13 protein-coding genes are annotated in these 18900 nt (G+C 56.9%); 11 read left to right on the top strand and 2 right to left on the bottom strand.

Annotated elements, in window-relative coordinates; genetic code table 11:
* Positions 1-105: 105 nt before the first annotated feature.
* A complete protein-coding gene (locus tag MHI24_RS24280) occupies positions 106-1515 on the top strand; it encodes a helix-turn-helix transcriptional regulator (RefSeq protein WP_340022083.1) in 1410 nt (469 codons plus the stop codon).
* 846 nt (positions 1516-2361) lie between these two features.
* Here MHI24_RS24280 and MHI24_RS24285 read toward each other — a convergent pair.
* Positions 2362-3336, bottom strand: coding sequence for an aldo/keto reductase family protein (locus MHI24_RS24285; protein ID WP_340022086.1), 975 nt, complete (start codon positions 3334-3336; stop codon positions 2362-2364).
* Positions 3337-3803: 467 nt separating this feature from the next.
* Here MHI24_RS24285 and MHI24_RS24290 point away from each other — a divergent pair, with 467 nt between their 5' ends.
* From MHI24_RS24290 to MHI24_RS24300, 3 genes are read left to right on the top strand one after another with little or no spacing between them, the layout of a single operon-like run.
* Positions 3804-5570: a sensor histidine kinase gene (locus tag MHI24_RS24290; protein ID WP_340022087.1), complete on the top strand. Its 1767-nt coding sequence runs from the start codon at positions 3804-3806 to the stop codon at positions 5568-5570.
* On the top strand, positions 5557-7188 hold the full coding sequence (locus tag MHI24_RS24295; RefSeq protein WP_340022088.1) for a response regulator: 1632 nt from the start codon (positions 5557-5559) through the stop codon (positions 7186-7188). Before MHI24_RS24290 ends, MHI24_RS24295 begins: the two co-directional genes overlap by 14 nt.
* Complete coding sequence (locus MHI24_RS24300) at positions 7185-8015, top strand: AraC family transcriptional regulator (protein ID WP_340022089.1); 831 nt, start codon at positions 7185-7187, stop codon at positions 8013-8015. The genes MHI24_RS24295 and MHI24_RS24300 overlap by 4 nt, the downstream gene beginning before the upstream one ends.
* On the opposite strand, the gene MHI24_RS24305 is transcribed toward MHI24_RS24300, so the two are convergent.
* Positions 8002-9507: an FAD-dependent oxidoreductase gene (locus MHI24_RS24305; protein ID WP_340022090.1), complete on the bottom strand. Its 1506-nt coding sequence runs from the start codon at positions 9505-9507 to the stop codon at positions 8002-8004. The two genes, MHI24_RS24300 and MHI24_RS24305, sit on opposite strands and share 14 nt — an antisense overlap.
* A 230-nt stretch (positions 9508-9737) precedes the next feature.
* Here MHI24_RS24305 and MHI24_RS24310 point away from each other — a divergent pair, with 230 nt between their 5' ends.
* The 7 genes from MHI24_RS24310 to MHI24_RS24340 all read left to right on the top strand — a co-directional run bounded on the left by MHI24_RS24310 (position 9738) and on the right by MHI24_RS24340 (position 18615).
* Positions 9738-10961, top strand: coding sequence for a hypothetical protein (locus MHI24_RS24310; protein WP_340022091.1), 1224 nt, complete (start codon positions 9738-9740; stop codon positions 10959-10961).
* Between the two features lie 151 nt (positions 10962-11112).
* Positions 11113-12525, top strand: coding sequence for an extracellular solute-binding protein (locus tag MHI24_RS24315; RefSeq protein WP_340022092.1), 1413 nt, complete (start codon positions 11113-11115; stop codon positions 12523-12525).
* 68 nt (positions 12526-12593) lie between these two features.
* Positions 12594-13493 carry a sugar ABC transporter permease gene (locus MHI24_RS24320; protein ID WP_340022093.1) on the top strand — a complete coding sequence of 300 codons (900 nt, stop codon included), beginning with the start codon at positions 12594-12596 and terminating at the stop codon, positions 13491-13493.
* Positions 13494-13505: 12 nt separating this feature from the next.
* Positions 13506-14405, top strand: coding sequence for a carbohydrate ABC transporter permease (locus tag MHI24_RS24325; RefSeq protein WP_340022094.1), 900 nt, complete (start codon positions 13506-13508; stop codon positions 14403-14405).
* A 91-nt stretch (positions 14406-14496) separates the two neighbouring features.
* Positions 14497-15879, top strand: a complete 1383-nt coding sequence (locus MHI24_RS24330; protein WP_340022096.1) for an FAD-dependent oxidoreductase — start codon at positions 14497-14499, stop codon at positions 15877-15879.
* Complete coding sequence (locus MHI24_RS24335; RefSeq protein ID WP_340022098.1) at positions 15876-16976, top strand: SGNH/GDSL hydrolase family protein; 1101 nt, start codon at positions 15876-15878, stop codon at positions 16974-16976. Before MHI24_RS24330 ends, MHI24_RS24335 begins: the two co-directional genes overlap by 4 nt.
* A gap of 631 nt (positions 16977-17607) precedes the next feature.
* Positions 17608-18615, top strand: a complete 1008-nt coding sequence (locus MHI24_RS24340; protein WP_340022099.1) for a glycoside hydrolase family 130 protein — start codon at positions 17608-17610, stop codon at positions 18613-18615.
* Positions 18616-18900: the final 285 nt, after the last annotated feature.

The raw sequence follows: 18900 nt of genomic DNA on the forward strand, positions 1-18900 counted from the left end.
TTTTTAACCGTTCAATCCAGATTGACCTGTCTAATTAAGGGATTTATGATGTAGGAATATCTGGATTTTTACTAGAATATATGGTTCTTGAGGGGCGGAATTGGGTTGCAACATAAGTCTACAATTCAGGCAGAACTGGCTGCTTTTCTTAAAAATGAGGGCCGGACGATTAATCAGTTTGCAGGGATCTCCGGTGTGAATTCGGGAACGCTCAGCAGCATTATTAATGGCAACCGTCCGATTGCCATGCAGCAGCTTGACCGGATTACCGCCGGAATGGGGCTTCCTGAAGGATCATTTTATGAGCTGTATATAGATGAATGTGTCGTTCATTCCACGCCGGACTGGCGGCGTCTGGGGCCTTTCCTCCAGCGCTGTGCGGAGCTGGACAAGCTGGAGTGCATCCGGCAGGTGGTTCAGATCATTATGGATAATGTTACATATGCCCCGCTGCTGTTCGATACGGCGGAGGAATTCTACAGACAGGGCAAGCTTCAGGCGGCGGCACTCCTCTATGAAGGGGTGGCCGACAGCGAGAAATACCAGCATTCGGAACGCCTGGCTCTATGCCAGTACCGGCTGTTCACGATTCGGACCGGGCAGAGCCCGGAGGCTGACTTCCGCGCGGCTACCCGGTTCGAATATTTCGTGGAGCGCCTGGAGGAGACCGATCAGCTCGGGGCGCTGCAGCAGCTTGCCGGAATCTATTTCTCCCTCGGCCACTTGGAGAAGGCGGGGCTGCTGGCCGAGCAGCTGTATCATAAGGCTTCGATCCAGTACGGGATCAGATATCACCGGGCCCGCAAGCAGAAGGAGCAGAAGGAGCCGCCGAGGCCACTCTGCTTCTATATCCTGTATGCGTACTGGCTGCAGTCTAAGGTATATGAGGAAGCGGGAGATTACGGGCAGGCGATGGAGTATGTGGGCAAGTATACGGACATGAGCTGGATTGTCGAGACCTCCGCTGAGGTTCAGGAGATCACAGAGCAGTTCAGGAGACGGGGGGCCGTCTCGGCCTGTCTGTACCGGCTGATGAGCGGGGAGCAGGACCGGCTTGCGGAATATGTGAGTTACATCGGCAGTGAAGAGCTGGGGCTGATTGCCGGGCTGCTTCATGCAGTCCAAGCCGTCAACCGCTTCCATTGGCAGGCGGACGGGCTGATCGTGCGGTTCCAGCCGCAGCTTGCCCAGGTGCAGGCTGCCTTCGGGCATGGAAAGCCGGTCCCTGACCCGGCGGGGACGGACACTCCGGACAGATTCCCGGAGCTGCTCTACGAGCTGGCAGTGTATTATTTAGATACGGACCGGACGGAGCAGGGGCTCCAGGCACTGTTCCAGAGTCTGGAGGCTTCCGCCGCGCTGGGCAGTGTGGCCTGTGTGATCCGCTGCGTCCGTCTGTTCGAGCAGTTCCGGCCACTGGCCTCTGCCGCTGATCAGGAGCGATACAAGCAGCTCATCAATAAAGTGCAGGTTGCCCATGCAGAAAAATCGGTTAACACGCAAGACCGGTTGTAGCAGACACTTGAAATGTAAGGAAGCCCCTTCCGGGTTGGAGGGGGCTTGCTTGTCTGGACCGGACCCAATGTAATCGAAAAACCGACTACATTGCGCCGGATGGTGGTGTGCGAACCCAATGTAATCGAAAAACCAATCACATTACGCCGGGTGGTGCTGTGCGGCCCCAATGTAATCGAAAAACCGAACACAATTCGTGTTGGCGTGGGCATATGAACAAATGTATGTTAAAAACCGAACACAATTGGCGTGCGCGGGGGTGAGTGGTCGAAATGTATGCGGAAAACTGAACACATTATGCTGATACAACGGCACACGGACCGAATGTATGTTAAAAACCGAACACAATTGGTGTTGGCGCAGGCACATGGACAAATGTATGCGAAAAACCGAACACAATTGGTGTTGGTGCAGGCACATGGACAAATGTATGCGAAAAACCGAACACAATTGGTGTTGGCGCAGGCATATGAGCAAATGTATGTTAAAAACCGAACACAATTGGTGTGCGCGGGGATGAGTGGTCGAATGTATGCGGAAAACCGAACACAATTGGTTTGGGGATGCGGCATGGGCCAAATGTAGTCGAAAAACCGATCACATTGCGCGGCCGTCAAGCCGTTTCCACTTCAACTTGCCCTCGCCTCGACCTAACCACACCCCAGCTTCACCCCGCTCCGACCATACCCCGCTCCGACCATACCCCGCTCCGACCATACCCCGCCCCGGCTCACAACGCCCCGGCTCACAACGCCCTCGCCTTACCTCGCTACCTCGCCCTCGCCCCGACCATACCCCGCCCTGACCTCACCCCGCTCTAACTCGCCCCGCCCTTGCCCCCGCGTCCTACCTCGCCGGCGCGAAGCCGGCGACCTCGCTAAGGATCGCATCGATCGCCTGCAGCGTATCCGGCTGAAGCGCAGCCTCGATTGCTTGGGCGTTCTCCCGGACCTGCTCGGGTCTGCTGGCGCCGATCAGCGCCGAGCTGACGCCGGGTTGGCGCAGCACCCAGGCGAGCGCAAGCTGGGATAGCTTCAGGCCCAGCTCTCCGGCCAAGGCATCCAGCCTGCCGACGACCTCCAGCACATCATCCCGCAGGTAGCTGCGGATGACGCCGTTCACGGACGCATCCGCGCCGCGCGTACCGGCCGGTGGCTGCTGGCCCGGCTTGTATTTGCCGGTCAGAATGCCCTGGGCCAGCGGGGGGAAGACTACTTGTCCCAGGCCCTCCTGCGCGGATACTTCCAGCACCTCCTGCTCGATATACCGCTCGAACATGTTGTAGATCGGCTGATTGGACGCCAGCGGACGCAGCTTCAGCCTGCGGCTGATGCCAGCCGCCTGAGCAATCTGTGCAGCGCTCCATTCGCTGACGGCGGAGTAGAGGATTTTACCCTGGGCGGTGAGGTCGTCAAGAGCGCGGAGCGTCTCCTCTACAGGTGTCTCCCGGTCGAAGCGGTGGCAAAAATACACATCGATATAGTCCGTACCCAGCCGGCGCAGGCTGGCTTCGCATTGCTCCATAATATGCTTGCGCGATAACCCGCGGTCGTTCACCCCGTCTCCCATCGGGAAATACACCTTGGTACTCAGGACATAATCAGAGCGCTTGTACGCGCGGAGTGCGGCGCCCATAGCCTTCTCGCCTTCGCCCCGGTTGTAGGCATTGGCCGTATCGAAGAAATTGATACCGCATTCAAAGGCAGCGGCAATGCATTCATCCGCCGCCTTCTGCTCGGCCGCCGTGCCATATGTAAGCCAGCTGCCCAGGCCGATCTCGCTGACCTTAAGTCCGGTATTGCCCAGTCTTCTGTATTTCATCTTGTATCCATTCCTTCCATAAGAGGATTATGATGAAGAGTGATCCCGTCTATCGTACCATATCCGCCCGGCTAAGCGAACGGGGAGGCGTGCACATTCTCCCGGCCCGCACACCGGCCCGCACACCGGCCCGTACACCGGCCCGCACACCGGCCCGTACACCGGCACACCCGCCCTCACACCAGCACACACAAGCACACACCGGCACACCCGCCCGCCCTCACATCAGCACACCCGCCCGCCCTCACATCAGCACACCCGCCCGCCCTCACATCAGCACACCCGCCCGCCCTCACATCAGCACACACACCCGCCCTCACGCCCGCACATCCGCCATTACTCACCCCTGTACATACGGCAGATCGACGCTCCGCATACGGTAAATCTACTTTTTCATACACTGTGTGTTGTCGAATCAAACGTTCAGGTGACATAATCGAAGAGCAGGCATCTGCATACAGGAGGGCGTGAAGCACTTGAACTATTTCCGCAAGCAATCATTCAGCAGCAAATTAAAAACCGCATTCCTGGCGGTTATCCTCCTCTCCGTACTGATGACCGGGGGACTATCGTATTCCATCTCGGCGGCGACTCTGGAGAAGAATGCGCTGAAGCTTACCCAGGATAACGTGGTCAAATCGGCGCAGATTATTGATGAGAAGCTGAACAAGCTGATGCTCATTATGATGACCTTCATGATCAGCCAGCCGTTTCACGATATGATGAGGGATGTCGTCAACGGGGACGCGGGCCGGTATTATACGCATCTGAATGATCTTGATAACGTTTTCTCGCAGGCGCGGATTGCTGAGCCGCTGATCCATTCCATCTATGTGTCTACGCCGATCGGGGAGTTCTACCCTTCCTCCATGAACCGTAACCGCCTGATGGAGTTCAAGAATACCTTCCTGTATGAGCGTATTGAACAGGAGAAGAAGAATATATGGGTGGAAGGCCATGAGGACATGCTGTTCTCCGGGAAGAACAGGGTCATCTCACTGATTCTGGAGCCGATATTCGATACAGCGGTCCGCGGGGTCTATATCATCGTCAACATCCGTGAAGACGGCTTCCGCAAGCTGGTCAGCGGAGACGCTACCGGCGGCGAGCGCAGCTTCGTGCTGAACGCGGCAGGCAGACCTGTCTATGCTGTGAAGGACCCGCTGATCCGGCAGGCGGTGGAGGGCAGTGATCTGAACGGTATGATCAGCAGCAGCCGCGGGTCGAGCAATACCTTCAAGCTGGGCGGGGAATCGTATCTGCTGAACTATGCGCATCTGGGCATTGCCGACTGGACGATGATCACGATCCAGTCCAAGGCGGGCGTGCTGAAGGATATGATCTATGTGAAGTGGCTTATCGTGGTGGTGGCCCTCGTTGCTTTCACGGTTACCATGATGGTATCGGGAGCTTTTACCCGTTATCTGCTGCGTCCGCTGCAAGGTCTGATGAAGGTGATGAAGCGGGTGGAGAGCAATGATCTGACTGCCAGATTCGAGAGCGGGGGCGGGGACGAGCTGGCCCAGGTCGGCATGCGGTTCAACCAGATGCTGGAGCAGATCGTAGTGCTGATCGGAGAGGTCACGCAGGCGGAGACCACTAAGCGCTCGGCAGAGATTAAGGCCTTATCGGCCCAGATGGACCCCCATTTCCTGTACAACACACTGAACACGATCTACTGGAAGCTGAATCTGCAGCAGGTGAAGCAGTCACAGAGCATGGTCATGTCCCTGTCCCGGCTGTTCCAGCTTGGGCTGAACAAGGGGCAGGAGATCACGACACTGGCCAAGGAGCTGGAGCATGTCCGCATGTATCTGGAGCTGCAATGCAGCTGCTATGAAGGGTTGTTCCGTTATGAGATCTATGTCGAGGATGAAGCGCTGGCTGCCCTCCCGATTCCGCGTATTCTGCTGCAGCCGCTGGTGGAGAACAGCATTCTGCATGGCTTCCGCAACCGCGAGAGCGGAGGACTGATCGACATCGAAGTCTTCGATGAAGGAGAACGCTGGTGTATTAAGATCAGCGACAATGGAGCCGGCATGGATGAGGAGGCGGTCCGTGCGCTGTTCCGGCGGGAATCGGAGAAGGGGTATGCCGTATCCAATCTGGTGCGCAGGCTGCAGCTCTACTATGGCGACAGCGCGGTATTCCGGGTGGACAGCAGCCTTGGCCGGGGTACGGCGGTTATCATATCTTTACCGAAACGGGAGGAGCATCAGGATGGACGAGCATAGTGTAACCCTGTGTATCATTGATGATATTAAAAGCGTGGTGGAAGGCCTGACCCGCATGAACTGGGCGGAGCAGGGCATCCGGGTGGCAGGGACGGCAAGCAACGGTGAGGACGGGCTGAACCTGATTGCGGAGCTGCATCCCGATCTGGTCATTACAGATATCCGCATGCCGAGGATGGACGGGCTGGCTATGCTGCGTACAGCACTGGAACACCACCGCGACTGTAAAATCATTCTGGTCAGCGGGTATGCTGACTTTGAATATGCGCAGCAGGCGGTACAGCTCGGCGCATTCGACTTCGTGGTTAAGCCGTTTACGGAAGAGGAGATCATGAAGGCGGTGCTGCGGGCCAAGTCGGAGATTCTGGAGCAGCGTTCCAGACAGGATACCCTCCGGGAGATGGAGAACAAGCTGCGGGAGAGTCTGCCGGTGCTGCGGCAGGAATATTTCGCCCTGCTGGTCAGCCATAGAACGGCGTGGGAGCAGGCGAAGCCGCGCTGGGAATTTCTAGGCATCGATCTGAACCCCAAGGGGTTCGTAGTGATGCTGCTGGAGATCGACCACTTTCAGGAGCGGGCGGCTGAGCTGTCTATCCGCGAGGTGGAGCTGATCCGCTTCTCCCTGCTGAATATTACCCAGGAGACCATTGCCGGGCATACGCGCTGCGTGGTGTTCCGGGCCAAGCATAACCGCTATCTTGCGGTTATGAATGACTGTGGTCCGGCCAGTGCAGTGGAGATTGCTGAGCGCTGCTGCAAGAACATTGAACGGTATACCAAGTTCACGGTGTCGGCCGGGGTCGGAGGCCGGGTGGAGGAGACCAGCGAACTGCCGGATTCCTACCGCCAGGCGCACCGGGCGCTGGCCCACCATCTGTTCACCGGAGGCAATGCCGCCATTATGTATGACGATATTCACCACAACGGCAGCCAGGAGCCGCTGGCGCTGGAGTATAAGGACGAGCTGCTGCTGGCGCTGCGCTCCGGCAATGTCAACCGGACAGGCGCAATCCTCGCAGCCATCTCAGAATCGCTGCAGAGCCTGAGCTCCGGGCACAATCCCGATTATCTGCTCATTCTGTATGAGGAGCTGGCCGCATCAGCGATCCGCACCTTCTATGAGCTGGTTCCGTACGGGGAGATTCAGCCGCTGATCCAGCGGTTCCGGGCGGTACAGGGAACAGCGGGGCTGCCGCTTGCTACCCTTCAGCGGATGCTGCTGGACCTGTGTACAGAGGGGGCCGCCCTGGTGCGCAGGAGCAGCCTGTCCGAAGGGCAGAAGGTAATTTATGAAGCGGTAGAGTATATCAAGGGCCGCTTGTCCGAGGATATCACTGTCGGTGAATGTGCGGCCCATGTTCATCTCAGCACCAGCTATTTCTCCAGCCTGTTCAAGAAGGTGAACGGGATGACCGTTACCCAGTATATCACCGCAGAGCGCATTCACAGAGCCAAGCTGCTGCTGGTGGAAGGGGCGCAGGTGCAGGAGGTGGCCTCCGCAGTGGGGTATGAGGAGCGCAGATACTTCAGCGAGATGTTCAAGAAGATCACCGGGCAGACGCCGTCAGAGTTCAGGGCGGGGTACCACCCGGACCGTCAGGAGGAGTCCTACCAGTGACAACATCCGGCCCGCAACGGTGCAGCGTCCTGTATGCCAATTATTTCACACATACACAGCCTCACACTGTTCAATATAAAGACGGGCTATCCTTCTATCTCTTCAGACTTCAGATGGAAGGGACCTGCCGTGCACTGGTAGACGGAAAATACGAGACCATCATCCCCGGTGATCTGCTGATCTATGCCCCGGATCAGCCGTATGAGCTGATCGTCCAGCCCCGCAGTGCTCCAGGCGCTGGCGGAGTTCAGCCCGCCTCGGATTATTTCCTGATCGCCAGCGGAGAGTGGCTGGACTCCTGGTGGCAAGACCGCAGGCTGCCGGCCCGGACGAATATCGGCTTCGACGATACGGTCATTACCTTATGGAAGCATATCGCCGGCGAGAAGAGGAAGGTGATGCTACACCAGGAGGAGCTGCTGGATTACCTGCTCAGAACGTTCTGCCTGACGCTGGAGCAGGTGATTCAGGCACGGCGGCGCACCAAAGGGGCGGAGACCGCCTACAGGCTGAAGCAGTTCATTGACAATCATGCCCATGAACCGCTCAGCCTGGAGCAGATCTCCGCCTCTGCCGGGTTAAGCATCTCCCGCGCTTCCTCCCTGTTCAAAGCCGCTTTTGGCCAATCGCCGTTCGCCTACTGTATTGATGTCAGGCTGAGGTCTGCCGAGCAGCAGGTGCTCTACAGCACGCTGTCACTGGAGCAGGTTGCCGACAATGCGGGCTTCCAGAGCTACGCCCATTTCTGCCGGATGTTCCGGGAACGGTATGGCGCTCCCCCGGGGGAGTACCGGCGCAGCTTCGGCTTCCGCTTCAATCCCGGGTGAGGCCGGTATACAGAACCTGATTGGACGCAAGCAGTACCGCTTGCAGCTGTCCATACTCCACATCCTGAACCATGCCGTTCCCCTCAAGCGCCAGTACAGCAGCGGCTGCCGCCGATTGTCCGAGAATCATGAAGACCGGCTCCATCCGGATGGAGCCGTAGGCGGCATGAGTGGCCGACAGGCAGACAGGTACGATCAGATTGGTGCATTCGCTCCGCTTCGGCACCATTGCCCGGTAGCTGATCGGATAAGGCTCGGCCAACCGGATGTAGAATCCGCCCTCTGTGCTGACATGACCGTCTTCGTTCACATAGTATTGCGTATGGTGCGAGTCCATGGCGAAGGAACCCATTCCGGCGGAATCCGGCACCGGGTTGTCCCGTCTTACATCATGCTCCGTCACCACATAATCTCCGGTCATTCTGCGGGATTCCCGGATGTAGAGCTGGGACGGCCAGTGGCCGTTATCGGTGAATTCGTCAAGCGGCAGGCCCCAAGGCTTGTAGGCTTCCCTGATCTCCTCCGGCACCCGCGGATGGTTCTGGATCGTCCAGACATATCCCTGCTGGTAGATGCGGTGAGCCTCCCAAATCTTGTCCCGCGCAGTATAATCCGCCTCCGGATAGCTGTGATTCATTCCGTTGTAATCGGTAGAAATGCCGCTGTTGTTATTGGAATCGGTTTTGTCCGCAGTGACCCGGTTCAGCTTAAAAAAGCGTGAACGCTGCCCCTGCTCAATGGCCCGGAACAGAATCTCATAATCGGCCTCGTTATAGCCCTCAGGCTTGCTGACCGCAATCCGGTTATCCGGATTGTCTGTGAGACACATGCGGAAGTTATAGGCTTGCAGCTTACGGTCCCCCTCGCCGGCATCGCCGCCGCGTTCTGCATGGACTCGCGGAAGTAATCCGCTCGAAGGTTTGCCTTTAATGACGTAAGGATCGATTCCAGAAGGGAGCTCATTTGCTTCAGGGCCGGGCTGAATGCCGTTTAACGTCTCCCCGTACTGTGCGTTCGGCTCCCGGCCGACTACATAGGACACACCGGAATGTCCCATCAGGTCTCCCTCGTATGAGGCGTCAATGAACATTTTGCCGTGATAGACCCTCCCGGATTCCATAGTAATGGAGATGATTCTTGAGCCTTGCCGGGTCACTCCATTCTTAAGCTCCAGCCTTTCCCCGCAGACGACTTCGAGATGATGCTCCGCCACCCAGTCCTGTAGCACCTCAAGCGCAACCTTAGGCTCGAACAGCCAGCGGGCCCCGTCCTGCGCATATTTCTGGGCGATCCGCTGGTAGAATTCCAGAGACAGGCCGCCGACTGCCTCTTTCATCCCCACATCCGTATCTCCCAATCCTCCGGTGGTCATGCCTCCAATTCTCCGGCTCTGCTCGATGACTACCGCACTTTTGCCCATGATAGCTGCCTGAACAGCCGCTGTAATGCCTGCAGCCGTTCCGCCGTATATGACAAGATCATATTGTTTCATCCGGCTTATCCTCCTCCTTGGTAACGATTTTGCCTGCAGAAATGATTATAATCCGCTGCCCGGATCCGCGTGAATGATGGATCTTCCTGTTTCATTTGACGGATCTTACTGTTTTGCCCGAAAGGCCGGTTTCAGGGGAAAAGCCTTTTGAATTCGCGGATGGCCTATGATAAGTTGATTGCTGAAAAATGAATATGCCCCTGACCTCAGGAGGTAAACCAGGAGGAACTATGAAGCCACAATTTCGCTGTTTGGACAAACCGGCGCTTGAACCTGTACCAGGCTGTGACTGGGCGGACAAAATGGTGTTGAATCCGGCGATCATTCAGGACCCTGACTCGGATGACATTCATATGCTGTTTCGGGCAACGGGTCCGTGGCCGCAGGCAAGAAGAGAGGGCTGCCATGATCCCTATCCGATTTTTTTGGGATATGCGGTGAGCAGGGATGGGGGAGAGACCTGGGAGGCAGACTTTTCAAGACCTGCCCTGGCTCCGGCCCTCGGGTATGAAGAGGATGAATTGTACATCACTGATATGTATGGACAAAGCGTGCGGAATTATGCCAACGGCTGTGTGGAGGACCCCCGGATCTTTTATATCGGGAATGAGCTGTATGTCTCGGTAGCCTGCCGGGCATTTCCCCCTGGCCCCTATTGGCTTAGCAGCCAGCAGCCTCCGGTGCAGACGCGTTTTGAGTATGTGCCGGGTTGGATCTTTGCGGGAGAGAGTACAGACCCGTTCATTCAATCGGCCCGGGCGAATGATACGGTCAGCGTTCTGTACAAACTGAATCTGGCCAGGCTGAAGGAGGGAAAATATGAAGACGCTTTCGGGTACGTAGGCCCGCTCACCGAGGGGCATGTCAGCGATAACCGTGATGTGTTCCTGTTTCCTGAGCAGATGAGGATTGCAGGTAAACGGCAATATGTGATGCTGCACCGGCCGATGAATGTCCTTCCCTTTGCAGGCGGGGACCAGGCGGGCAAGCCATCCATTTATCTGGCGGCGGCGGAATCCATCGCGGATTTCGCTTCACCAGCAGCAGTCCACCGCTTGCTGGCCAGTCCGCTGTTCGATTGGGAGGAGAACCGTGTGGGGGCAAGCTGGCCGCCGGTCGCCCTGGGGAATCAGGAGTGGCTGGTGGCTTATCACGGGAAGAAGAATGTGCAGTTTGGCTATACGCAGTCCTTCATGATCCTTAAGGAGCAGGAGGATGATTTTCCGGTCATCATCCACCGCTGCTCTGACCGCCTGATGTACGCCGAGCGGGATTGGGAGATGCCGGAGGATTACCCTACACCCTGCCTGTTTACAACGGGAGGTATTGTCGTGGGGGAGGATCTGATCATGTCTTATGGCGCTGCGGATCAGAAGGCGGGGATCGCCTGGGTCCGTTTTGCCGAATTATTGGAGTACATCCGGAAGTTTGATGAGAACGGCATCCAGCGATAATGGGGGAGCCAAGCCGCTGCCGCTGCCGCCTGCCGCAAAGAATAGAATTCTGTCCCTCAAGAGTGAGTCTGCCGCACTCCTTTTGCCGGAGGGGTAGCCTATAATAGAGAACGAGCTCACAATACAAATGTCAATCAAAGGGGTAGAACGTATGCAGAAAAAATGGTTGGGCCTCAGCCTGAGCCTCATGCTGGCCGCCGGAATCGCCGGCTGCGGCGGGAACAATAACGGTAACGGTGCTACGGCGGAGGGAACACCCGGAGCGGCAACCGCAAGTCCCGCAGCTTCGGCCGCAGCTGAGACAGGCGAGCCGGTACAGCTTAAATACTGGACGGATGACCGTCATGACCAGGAATATATTAAGGAACTGGTCAACAAGTTCAATGAGACGAACGGCGAGAATATCCAGGTGGAATTGACGGTCATGTCCGAGAATTACGCGCAGAGCGTAGACATTGCCTTCACCAGCAACCAGGCACCGGATATCCTGCGTCTGAAGAGCGGCAACACCCCCGAATTTGTCAAAAAAGGCTATCTGGCTCCGATTGACAGTTACTTGACCGATGAATTCAAAACGAAATTCGGCAGTCTGCTGATCGATGGCGTCAACCGTTTTGACGGCAAGGTGTATTCTTTGGCCAATACCGGCCTCACCCTGCGTCTGATCTACAACAAGGATCTCTTTGACAAAGCAGGCATCGCGAATCCTCCGGCATCGCTGCAGGAAATGGTCGATGATGCCAAGAAAATTACTGAAGCCGGCAAATCGGAGGGCGTCTACGGCTTCGCACTGAACTTCAAAAGTCCGAAGTCGGCCTTTGACCGTTCGATCCGCGAGATTCTCTCCTTGAGCGGCTATCAGGGCCTTGGCTTTGACCTGAAGACAGGCCAGTTTGACTTCGCACCTTATTCCCAGGTTATCGAGTACTTCAAGCAGATGTACGAAGACGGAAGCTTTCTGCCGGGTGCCGAAACGCTGGATATCGACCCGCTCCGGGCCCAATTTGCCGCAGGCAAAATAGGCATGTATCTCAGCTTCTCGACAGAGCCGGGCGTGTACCAGGACCAGTTCCCGACAGAGATTAACTGGGCAGGTACGCTGGCCCCTACGCTGGACGGGCAGATTAAGGGAACCTCAGAGATCGTATCCGCAGGTACCTGGCTTGGGATCAGCGCGAAATCCGCGCATCAGGAGGCCGCCTGGAAATTCATGCAGTACATGTACGGCGATGATATTTTGAAGACATATCACGAGAAGGGCTTCGGAATTGCCGTAGTGCCGGGCATTGTGGAGCAGGCCAAGAACCCGGAGATTGGCGGTATGGAAGGCTTCCTGGTCGGCGAGCATGACTCGCTCTGGCCGGCTGTGCCGAACGTTACCCCGGAAGGTGCTACCTATGCGGATGCATTCTTCAAATATATGCTCTCGGGCGGGGATGCCAAGGCCATTGCTGCCGATCTGAATACAAGATACAATGACGCATTGTCCAAAGCGGTCGAGAAGGGCGAGGTTGCCGTTACGCCGGACCCGGCATTTGATCCAATGAAGCCGCAGGGAGAATAACGGGTGACAAAGGGGCTTGTACGGGATTCCCGGATCAGCCCCTTTGCTTTCCCTGAAGGAGACCAATCATGATCTATAAATGGAAAAGACTTGGGGAGAATTCCCTGTTCCTTGCACCGAGCATCATTCTGACGCTTGCCCTGGGCATCTATCCGCTCATCTGGATGCTGCGCTATATGTTCTACGATTATGCCGGTTACGGCGAGGCGCTGTTCGTCGGGCTGGACAATTTCAGCCGGCTGCTGAGGGATAGCCTGTTCTGGGAATCGGTCGGCAATACCTTCATCTATGCCGGAGGGAAGCTGCTGCTGACCCTGCCGCTGTCGCTGCTGCTGGCTGTTATTCTAAATGGCAGATTGCGCGGGTCCAATTTGCTCCGGGGCATTTATTTCATGCCGACGGTTATTAGTACCGCGGTGATCTCGGTTGTTTTTTATAACATCTTCAATTCCTATAACGGCATGGTTAACACAGTTCTGATGAAGCTGCATCTGGTCTCCCAGCCGGTCGACTGGCTCGGTCCGAAGCACGCGATGCTGACAGTCATTATTGTGGCGGTGTGGGGTGCAGTCGGGAACTATATGCTGCTCTTTCTCGCCGGGCTGCAGAGCATTCCGCAGGACCTGTACGAGAGCGCGTCCATCGACGGAGCGAACGCCGGAAGACGCTTCTGGAATATTACGCTTCCGATGCTGGCTCCGGTAGCCCAGATGGTCATTATGCTGGCGATTATCGCTTCCCTGAAGGGCTATGAGAGCATCATGGTCATCACCGAAGGCGGACCGATCGGCAAAACGGAAGTCATGTATCTCTATCTCTACAAGCTGCTATTCCCGGTATCCACCGGTTCACCGGTAACACAGCAGCTCGGTTACGGCAGCGCCGTGGGCTTCGCCACCGCTGTGATTGTCGGAGCGGTAACCGGCCTGTATTTCTTCTTCAGCCGCAAAATGAACAAGGTGTATTAGGAGGCTTATCCAATGAACGAATCTGTGATATCCAAGCAGCCCGCAGGGCGGCCGCAGACGGCTGGCCGGACGCCCGGTTCTGCCGGGAGAATCGTGACCCGGACCGTGATGTGGCTCTTCCTGCTGGCAACGGCGGTCCTGACCTTGTTTCCGCTGCTGATGACCCTGACCGGTTCCTTGAAGACCGGGGCAGAGATGATGACGGGCGGAACTCTTTTTCCTGCCAAGCTGCAATTCAATAATTATGCTGAAGCCTGGAAACAGGCCAATTTCGCCCGCTATACCTGGAACAGTGCTTTTATGAGCGTGATGGTGACGATAGGGACGCTGCTGGTAGCTTCCATGGCTGCTTATGTGGTGGACCGGCGTGATTTTCCGGGGAAAAGAATCTATGTCACGGTGCAGGCGTCCATGATGTTCATCTCCGTCGGGGCCATCGTCCTGCGCCCGCAGTTCGATCTGATGGTTGCACTGCATCTGAATACTACGCTGTGGGGGGTTATTCTGATTCTGGTCAGCGCCCATTCCAGCACCTTCTTCATGCTGCAGGGCTTCTTCAAGGCGATTCCCCGCGAGCTGGATGAGGCGGCGATGGTGGACGGCTCGGGCTTCATCCGCACCTTCTTCCGTATCATTCTGCCGCTGTTGACCCCGGGACTTGGGGTGGCCGGACTCTTCGCCTTCCGCCATGCCTGGAATGAATACATTCTGCCGCTGGTCTTCACGATGACCAATCCGAAGCTGCAGACGCTGACGGTCGGGCTGGCGAATCTCCGTTATGGCTCTTCGGCCGCGATGCAGATTCACCTGATGATGGCCGGGGCCTGCCTGTCCATCCTGCCGATGCTGCTGGCGTATATTCTGGCAAATAAAACCTTCATTCAGGTGACGGCAGGTTCGGTGAAGGGGTAATAAATCTTAAGATAAGCCTATGCTTCCGAAGCGAGTTTTGCGAGGTGGATTCAGGTGAAGCTACGCTATCAAAACTTTTAGGAGGATAACAATGAATTACGGACATATTACAGTACCGCAGGCAGAGGTGCCGGTCTCCTGCGAGGTGGATGTGCTGGTTATTGGCGGCGGGGCGGCAGGGATTGCCGCCGCGATCTCCGCAGCCGAAGGCGGGGCAAGCACCATGATCGTGGAGCAGCGGGGGTATCTGGGCGGAATGGGCACGGTGGCGCTGGTGCCAGCGTTCTGTCCCTATACGGACAAGGTCAAGCCGATTATCCGCGGCCTTGGGCTGAAGCTGATGGAGCGGATGAAGCAGGCCTGTGATCCGGAGTATCAGGAGGAATACCGCGAGCAGCTGGACTGGGTGCCGATTGATCCTGAAGTGCTGAAGCGCGTCTATGACAATGCAATTCTGGAGAGCGGTGTGACGCCGTTGTTCCACACCTTTGTCTATGATGTGGTGCGGTCGCCGGACGGCCAGACGATAGAGGGCGTAATGATTGTCAACAAATCCGGGCGGTCCTTCATCCGCTGCCGTTATATCATTGACTGCACTGGCGACGGCGATATTGCTGCCCTGTCGGGGGTGCCGTTCCAGAAGGGAGGCGATGAAGGCGAGCTTCAGCCGGGCAGCATGTGTTATCTGCTGGCGAATGTTGACCGGCCAAGCTTCAGCCGCTTCCTGGCGGAGACGGGAGATTCAGGTCAATTGCACCGGACGGTGGAGCAGGCGATTCTGGAAGGAGCGCTGCCGGAAGGCCGCAAATCGATCTCCGGTCTGGCCTGGGTGAGTGATCAGCTGGTCGGCGTTAACTTCGGCCATGTGTTCGGGGTGGACGGAACGAAGGCCGAGGACCTGACACGCGGAGCGATTGAAGGCCGCCGGACGGTGCTGCGGCAGCTTGAATTTTTCCGCAAGTATGTGCCCGGCTTCGAACAGGCGCATCTGGTGGCCAGCGGCGAGCAGCTTGGCATCCGGGAGACGCGGCGCATTAAGGGCGATTATACGCTGACTGTGGACGACTTCGTGGCCGCGCGTTCTTTCCCTGACGATATCGCCCGCAATGCTTACTATATTGACATTCATCTGGCGACCAGCAAAAGTGATATGACCTTCAATCATCTGCCGCCGGGCGTCTCCCACGGGGTGCCTTACCGGGTGATGCTGCCGGTGGGCATCCGCAATCTGTGGGTGGCGGGACGGTCCGTGTCCTCGGACCGGGCGGTGCAAGGCTCCCTGCGGGTCATGCCGAACTGCTTCTCGATGGGCCAGGCCTGCGGCACGGCAGCAACGCTTGCGCTCCGGGACGGCAAGGACTCCCGCAGCATCTCGGTTGCTGAGCTTCAGCAGCGCCTGCTGGAGCAGGATGTGTGGCTCGGGGAGAATTTCGTTCCCGGGGCAGCGGAGCAGGATGCGGGGCAGGCGCAGTGAGCGGCGCGGAGAATTTGAAGAGCGCTGAGAGTGGGGAGAGCGCGGAGATCGGGAAGAGTGTGGAGAGCGTGGAGAACATGGAGATCGGGAAAAACGTGAGGCCCCTTCCCTTGCAGGAGGAGTGGTTTCACGGGGCGGTCTCGCTGGAGCACCGGCAGGAGGGCATCAAGCCCTGGCGCATTCCCTTCCGGGACTATGACCTGTATCCGCCGGAGGGGATCGGCGGCAAGGCGGAGATCTGCTCCGGGATACGGCTGCGGCTGGCCACAGATTCTGGGACTCTCCTCCTCTCGTTTGAACCGCTTGCCGAGGACGCTTCGCTGGATTGCATTGCTGACGGACGGCTGGTCCAGACGCTGCGGCTTGCTGCGGGAGCTGGGGAGGCTCATTTCACCGGGCTTCCCCCTGGTGTGAAGGAGCTGGAAATCTATCTGCCGCAGAATACCGGCATGACGATCAGCGGACTTGCCATTGATGATGATGCTGTTGCCGAACCGCTGGCGGACCATCGTCCCCGCTGGGTGACGTATGGAAGCTCGATTACCCAGTGCGTGGCGGCTCGGGGCCCGTCGCGCACCTGGCCGGTAATCGCCGCCGGAGAGATTGGCTGTCACTTGACCAATCTCGGCTTCTCCGGCAACTGCCTGATGGAGCCGATGGCGGGCCGGCTTATCCGTGATCTGCCGGCTGACCTGATTACCTTGTGCGTCGGTGTGAACATCTATGGCGCAGTGTCCTCCAGCCCGCGGATGTTCAAGCCGCTGCTGATCGGTCTGCTGGAGACCATCCGGGAGAAGCATACAGAGACACCTCTGGTTGTCATCTCGCCTATTTACGGCACGGAGCGGGAGACAGAGGAGAATCCGCTCGGCTTCACCCTGCCTCTAATGCGCCGGGAGATCGTGGATACAGTGAAGCTGCTGCAGGCGCGGGGAGACCGTCATCTGCATTACCTGGATGGGCTGGAGTGGTTCGGTCCGGCGGACGGGGACCTGCTGACCGATGGCCTGCACCCCGGTCCCGAAGGCTATGAGCTGCTGGGCAGCCGCTTCAGCGGCAGACTGGCGGCAGCGCTTCAGGGCGGAATGCTGCATTAGTTGCGAAAAAGCGAATACAATGTGCCTGCACGAAGGTACCGGGCCGAATGTATGTGAAAAAGCGAATACAATGTGCCTGCACGAAGGTACCGGGCCGAATGTATGCGAAAAAGCGAATACAATGTGCCTGCACGAAGGTACCGGGCCGAATGTATGCGAAAAAGCGAATACAATGTGCTTGCGCGAAGGTGCCGGGCCGAATGTATGCGAAAAAGCGAATACAATGTGCTTGCGCGAAGGTGCAGGGCCGAATGTATGCGAAAAAGCGAATACAATGTGCCTGCGTGAAGATGTCGGGCCGAATGTATGTGAAAAAGCGAATACAATGTGCCTGCACGAAGGTATCGGGCCGAATGTATGTGAAAAACCGAATACAATGTGCCTACACGAAGGTAATCAGACCCAATGTATGCGAAAAAGCGAATACAATGTGCCTGCGCGAAGGTATCGGGCCGAATGTATGTGAAAAAGCGAATACAATGTGCCTGCACGAAGGTATCGGGCCCAAAGCTGAAAATAGAAGATTTCACCTGAACATTTTATAGATTAACCATGGAAGATGATGCATAATAGGGATGCAAAGGCACTGATTGCGCTTTCATCTATTAAACTACAGAGGGGATTCTGCACAATGAACGATCTGATTACAGGCACGCTGACTTCAAGTCCGGTGATGGTCCGGCATCCGCTTAACCCGATTCTGAAGCCTTCGGATGTACCCTATGGACCGGCCATGGTTTTCAACGCCGGGGTGACGAAATTCAAGGGCAGATATGTCATGGTGTTCCGCAACGATTACGGGGATGAGAGCAAGGGAATTGTGGCTCCCCATCATACGACCAATCTGGGGCTGGCCTTCAGCGATGACGGCGTAAGCTGGGAGGTACAGCCGGAGCCTTGCTGGTCCTGGCATGATGAAGAGGTGGTCAGAGTGTATGATCCGCGCCTGAGCGTGATCGGTGACCGCTGTTATATGTGCTTTGCTGTCGATACGCGTCACGGGCTGCGCGGCGGGATCGCTGTCACTGACGATTTCCGCTCGTTTGAGGTGCTTAGCCTGTCGCTGCCGGATAACCGTAACATGGTGTTGTTACCGGAGATGATCGGAGGCAAGTATGTAAGGCTGGAGCGTCCGCTTCCGGTGTACAGCCGGGGCGGCCGCGACCGCTTCGATATGTGGATGAGCGATTCCCCCGATCTGAAGTATTGGGGGAACCATAAGCTGCTGCTGGCTGTGGAGCAGGTGGCTTATGCCAATGACAAGGTGGGTCCCGGTGCGCCGCCGGTGAAGACGGATAAGGGCTGGCTGACCACCTTCCATGCGGTAGACCTTGACCCTGCCCGGGGCAAGAACGGCTGGGAAGATACCTGGAAGAAGCGTTATACCGCCGGAATTATGCTGCTGGACCTCGAAGATCCCAGCAAGATTATCGGCCGGGCGGAAGCTCCGCTGCTGGTGCCGGAGGCGGTGTATGAAACTTCAGGCGGCTTCCGCAACGATGTCATTTTCCCCGGCGGGATGATCCTGGAGGACTCGGGCGAGGTCAAGATCTATTACGGTGCAGCCGATACGGTGGAATGCCTGGCCACGGCTCATGTGGATGATCTGCTCCGGCTCTGTCTGGAGCCGAAGAGATAATTAGACCGGTTATATAGGCAGGGGGCCTTCCGTTATGCGGGGGGCTCCAGCCTTTTTTTGTTGAGAAAATTATAATGTATAGAAGAATGCTGCAAGAAGTGCAACAATACTGCCCCATAGAAGCGGTCCTATGCCGGAATCCTGCACAAACTGCAACAAATCCAGCGATAACTTGCTCTAACTATCGAAATTTGTGCAAAAAATGCAACATTGTACTTCGACCCCGTAACATTTATAGAAGAATCCTGCAAAAAGTGCAACAATGCTGCCTCAACCAAGCAGCAG

The sequence above is a fragment of the Paenibacillus sp. FSL K6-1096 genome (genome assembly GCF_037977055.1).
Classification (GTDB): domain Bacteria; phylum Bacillota; class Bacilli; order Paenibacillales; family Paenibacillaceae; genus Paenibacillus_AQ.

Excerpts from the sequence above, each read along its gene's own strand:
- MHI24_RS24330 (WP_340022096.1), top strand. The coding sequence starts at position 14,497 with ATGAATTACGGACATATTACAGTACCGCAGGCAGAGGTGCCGGTCTCC.
- MHI24_RS24325 (WP_340022094.1), top strand. The coding sequence starts at position 13,506 with ATGAACGAATCTGTGATATCCAAGCAGCCCGCAGGGCGGCCGCAGACG.
- MHI24_RS24320 (WP_340022093.1), top strand. The coding sequence starts at position 12,594 with ATGATCTATAAATGGAAAAGACTTGGGGAGAATTCCCTGTTCCTTGCA.
- MHI24_RS24305 (WP_340022090.1), bottom strand. The coding sequence starts at position 9,507 with ATGAAACAATATGATCTTGTCATATACGGCGGAACGGCTGCAGGCATT.
- MHI24_RS24310 (WP_340022091.1), top strand. The coding sequence starts at position 9,738 with ATGAAGCCACAATTTCGCTGTTTGGACAAACCGGCGCTTGAACCTGTA.
- MHI24_RS24340 (WP_340022099.1), top strand. The coding sequence starts at position 17,608 with ATGAACGATCTGATTACAGGCACGCTGACTTCAAGTCCGGTGATGGTC.
- MHI24_RS24315 (WP_340022092.1), top strand. The coding sequence starts at position 11,113 with ATGCAGAAAAAATGGTTGGGCCTCAGCCTGAGCCTCATGCTGGCCGCC.
- MHI24_RS24295 (WP_340022088.1), top strand. The coding sequence starts at position 5,557 with ATGGACGAGCATAGTGTAACCCTGTGTATCATTGATGATATTAAAAGC.
- MHI24_RS24285 (WP_340022086.1), bottom strand. The coding sequence starts at position 3,336 with ATGAAATACAGAAGACTGGGCAATACCGGACTTAAGGTCAGCGAGATC.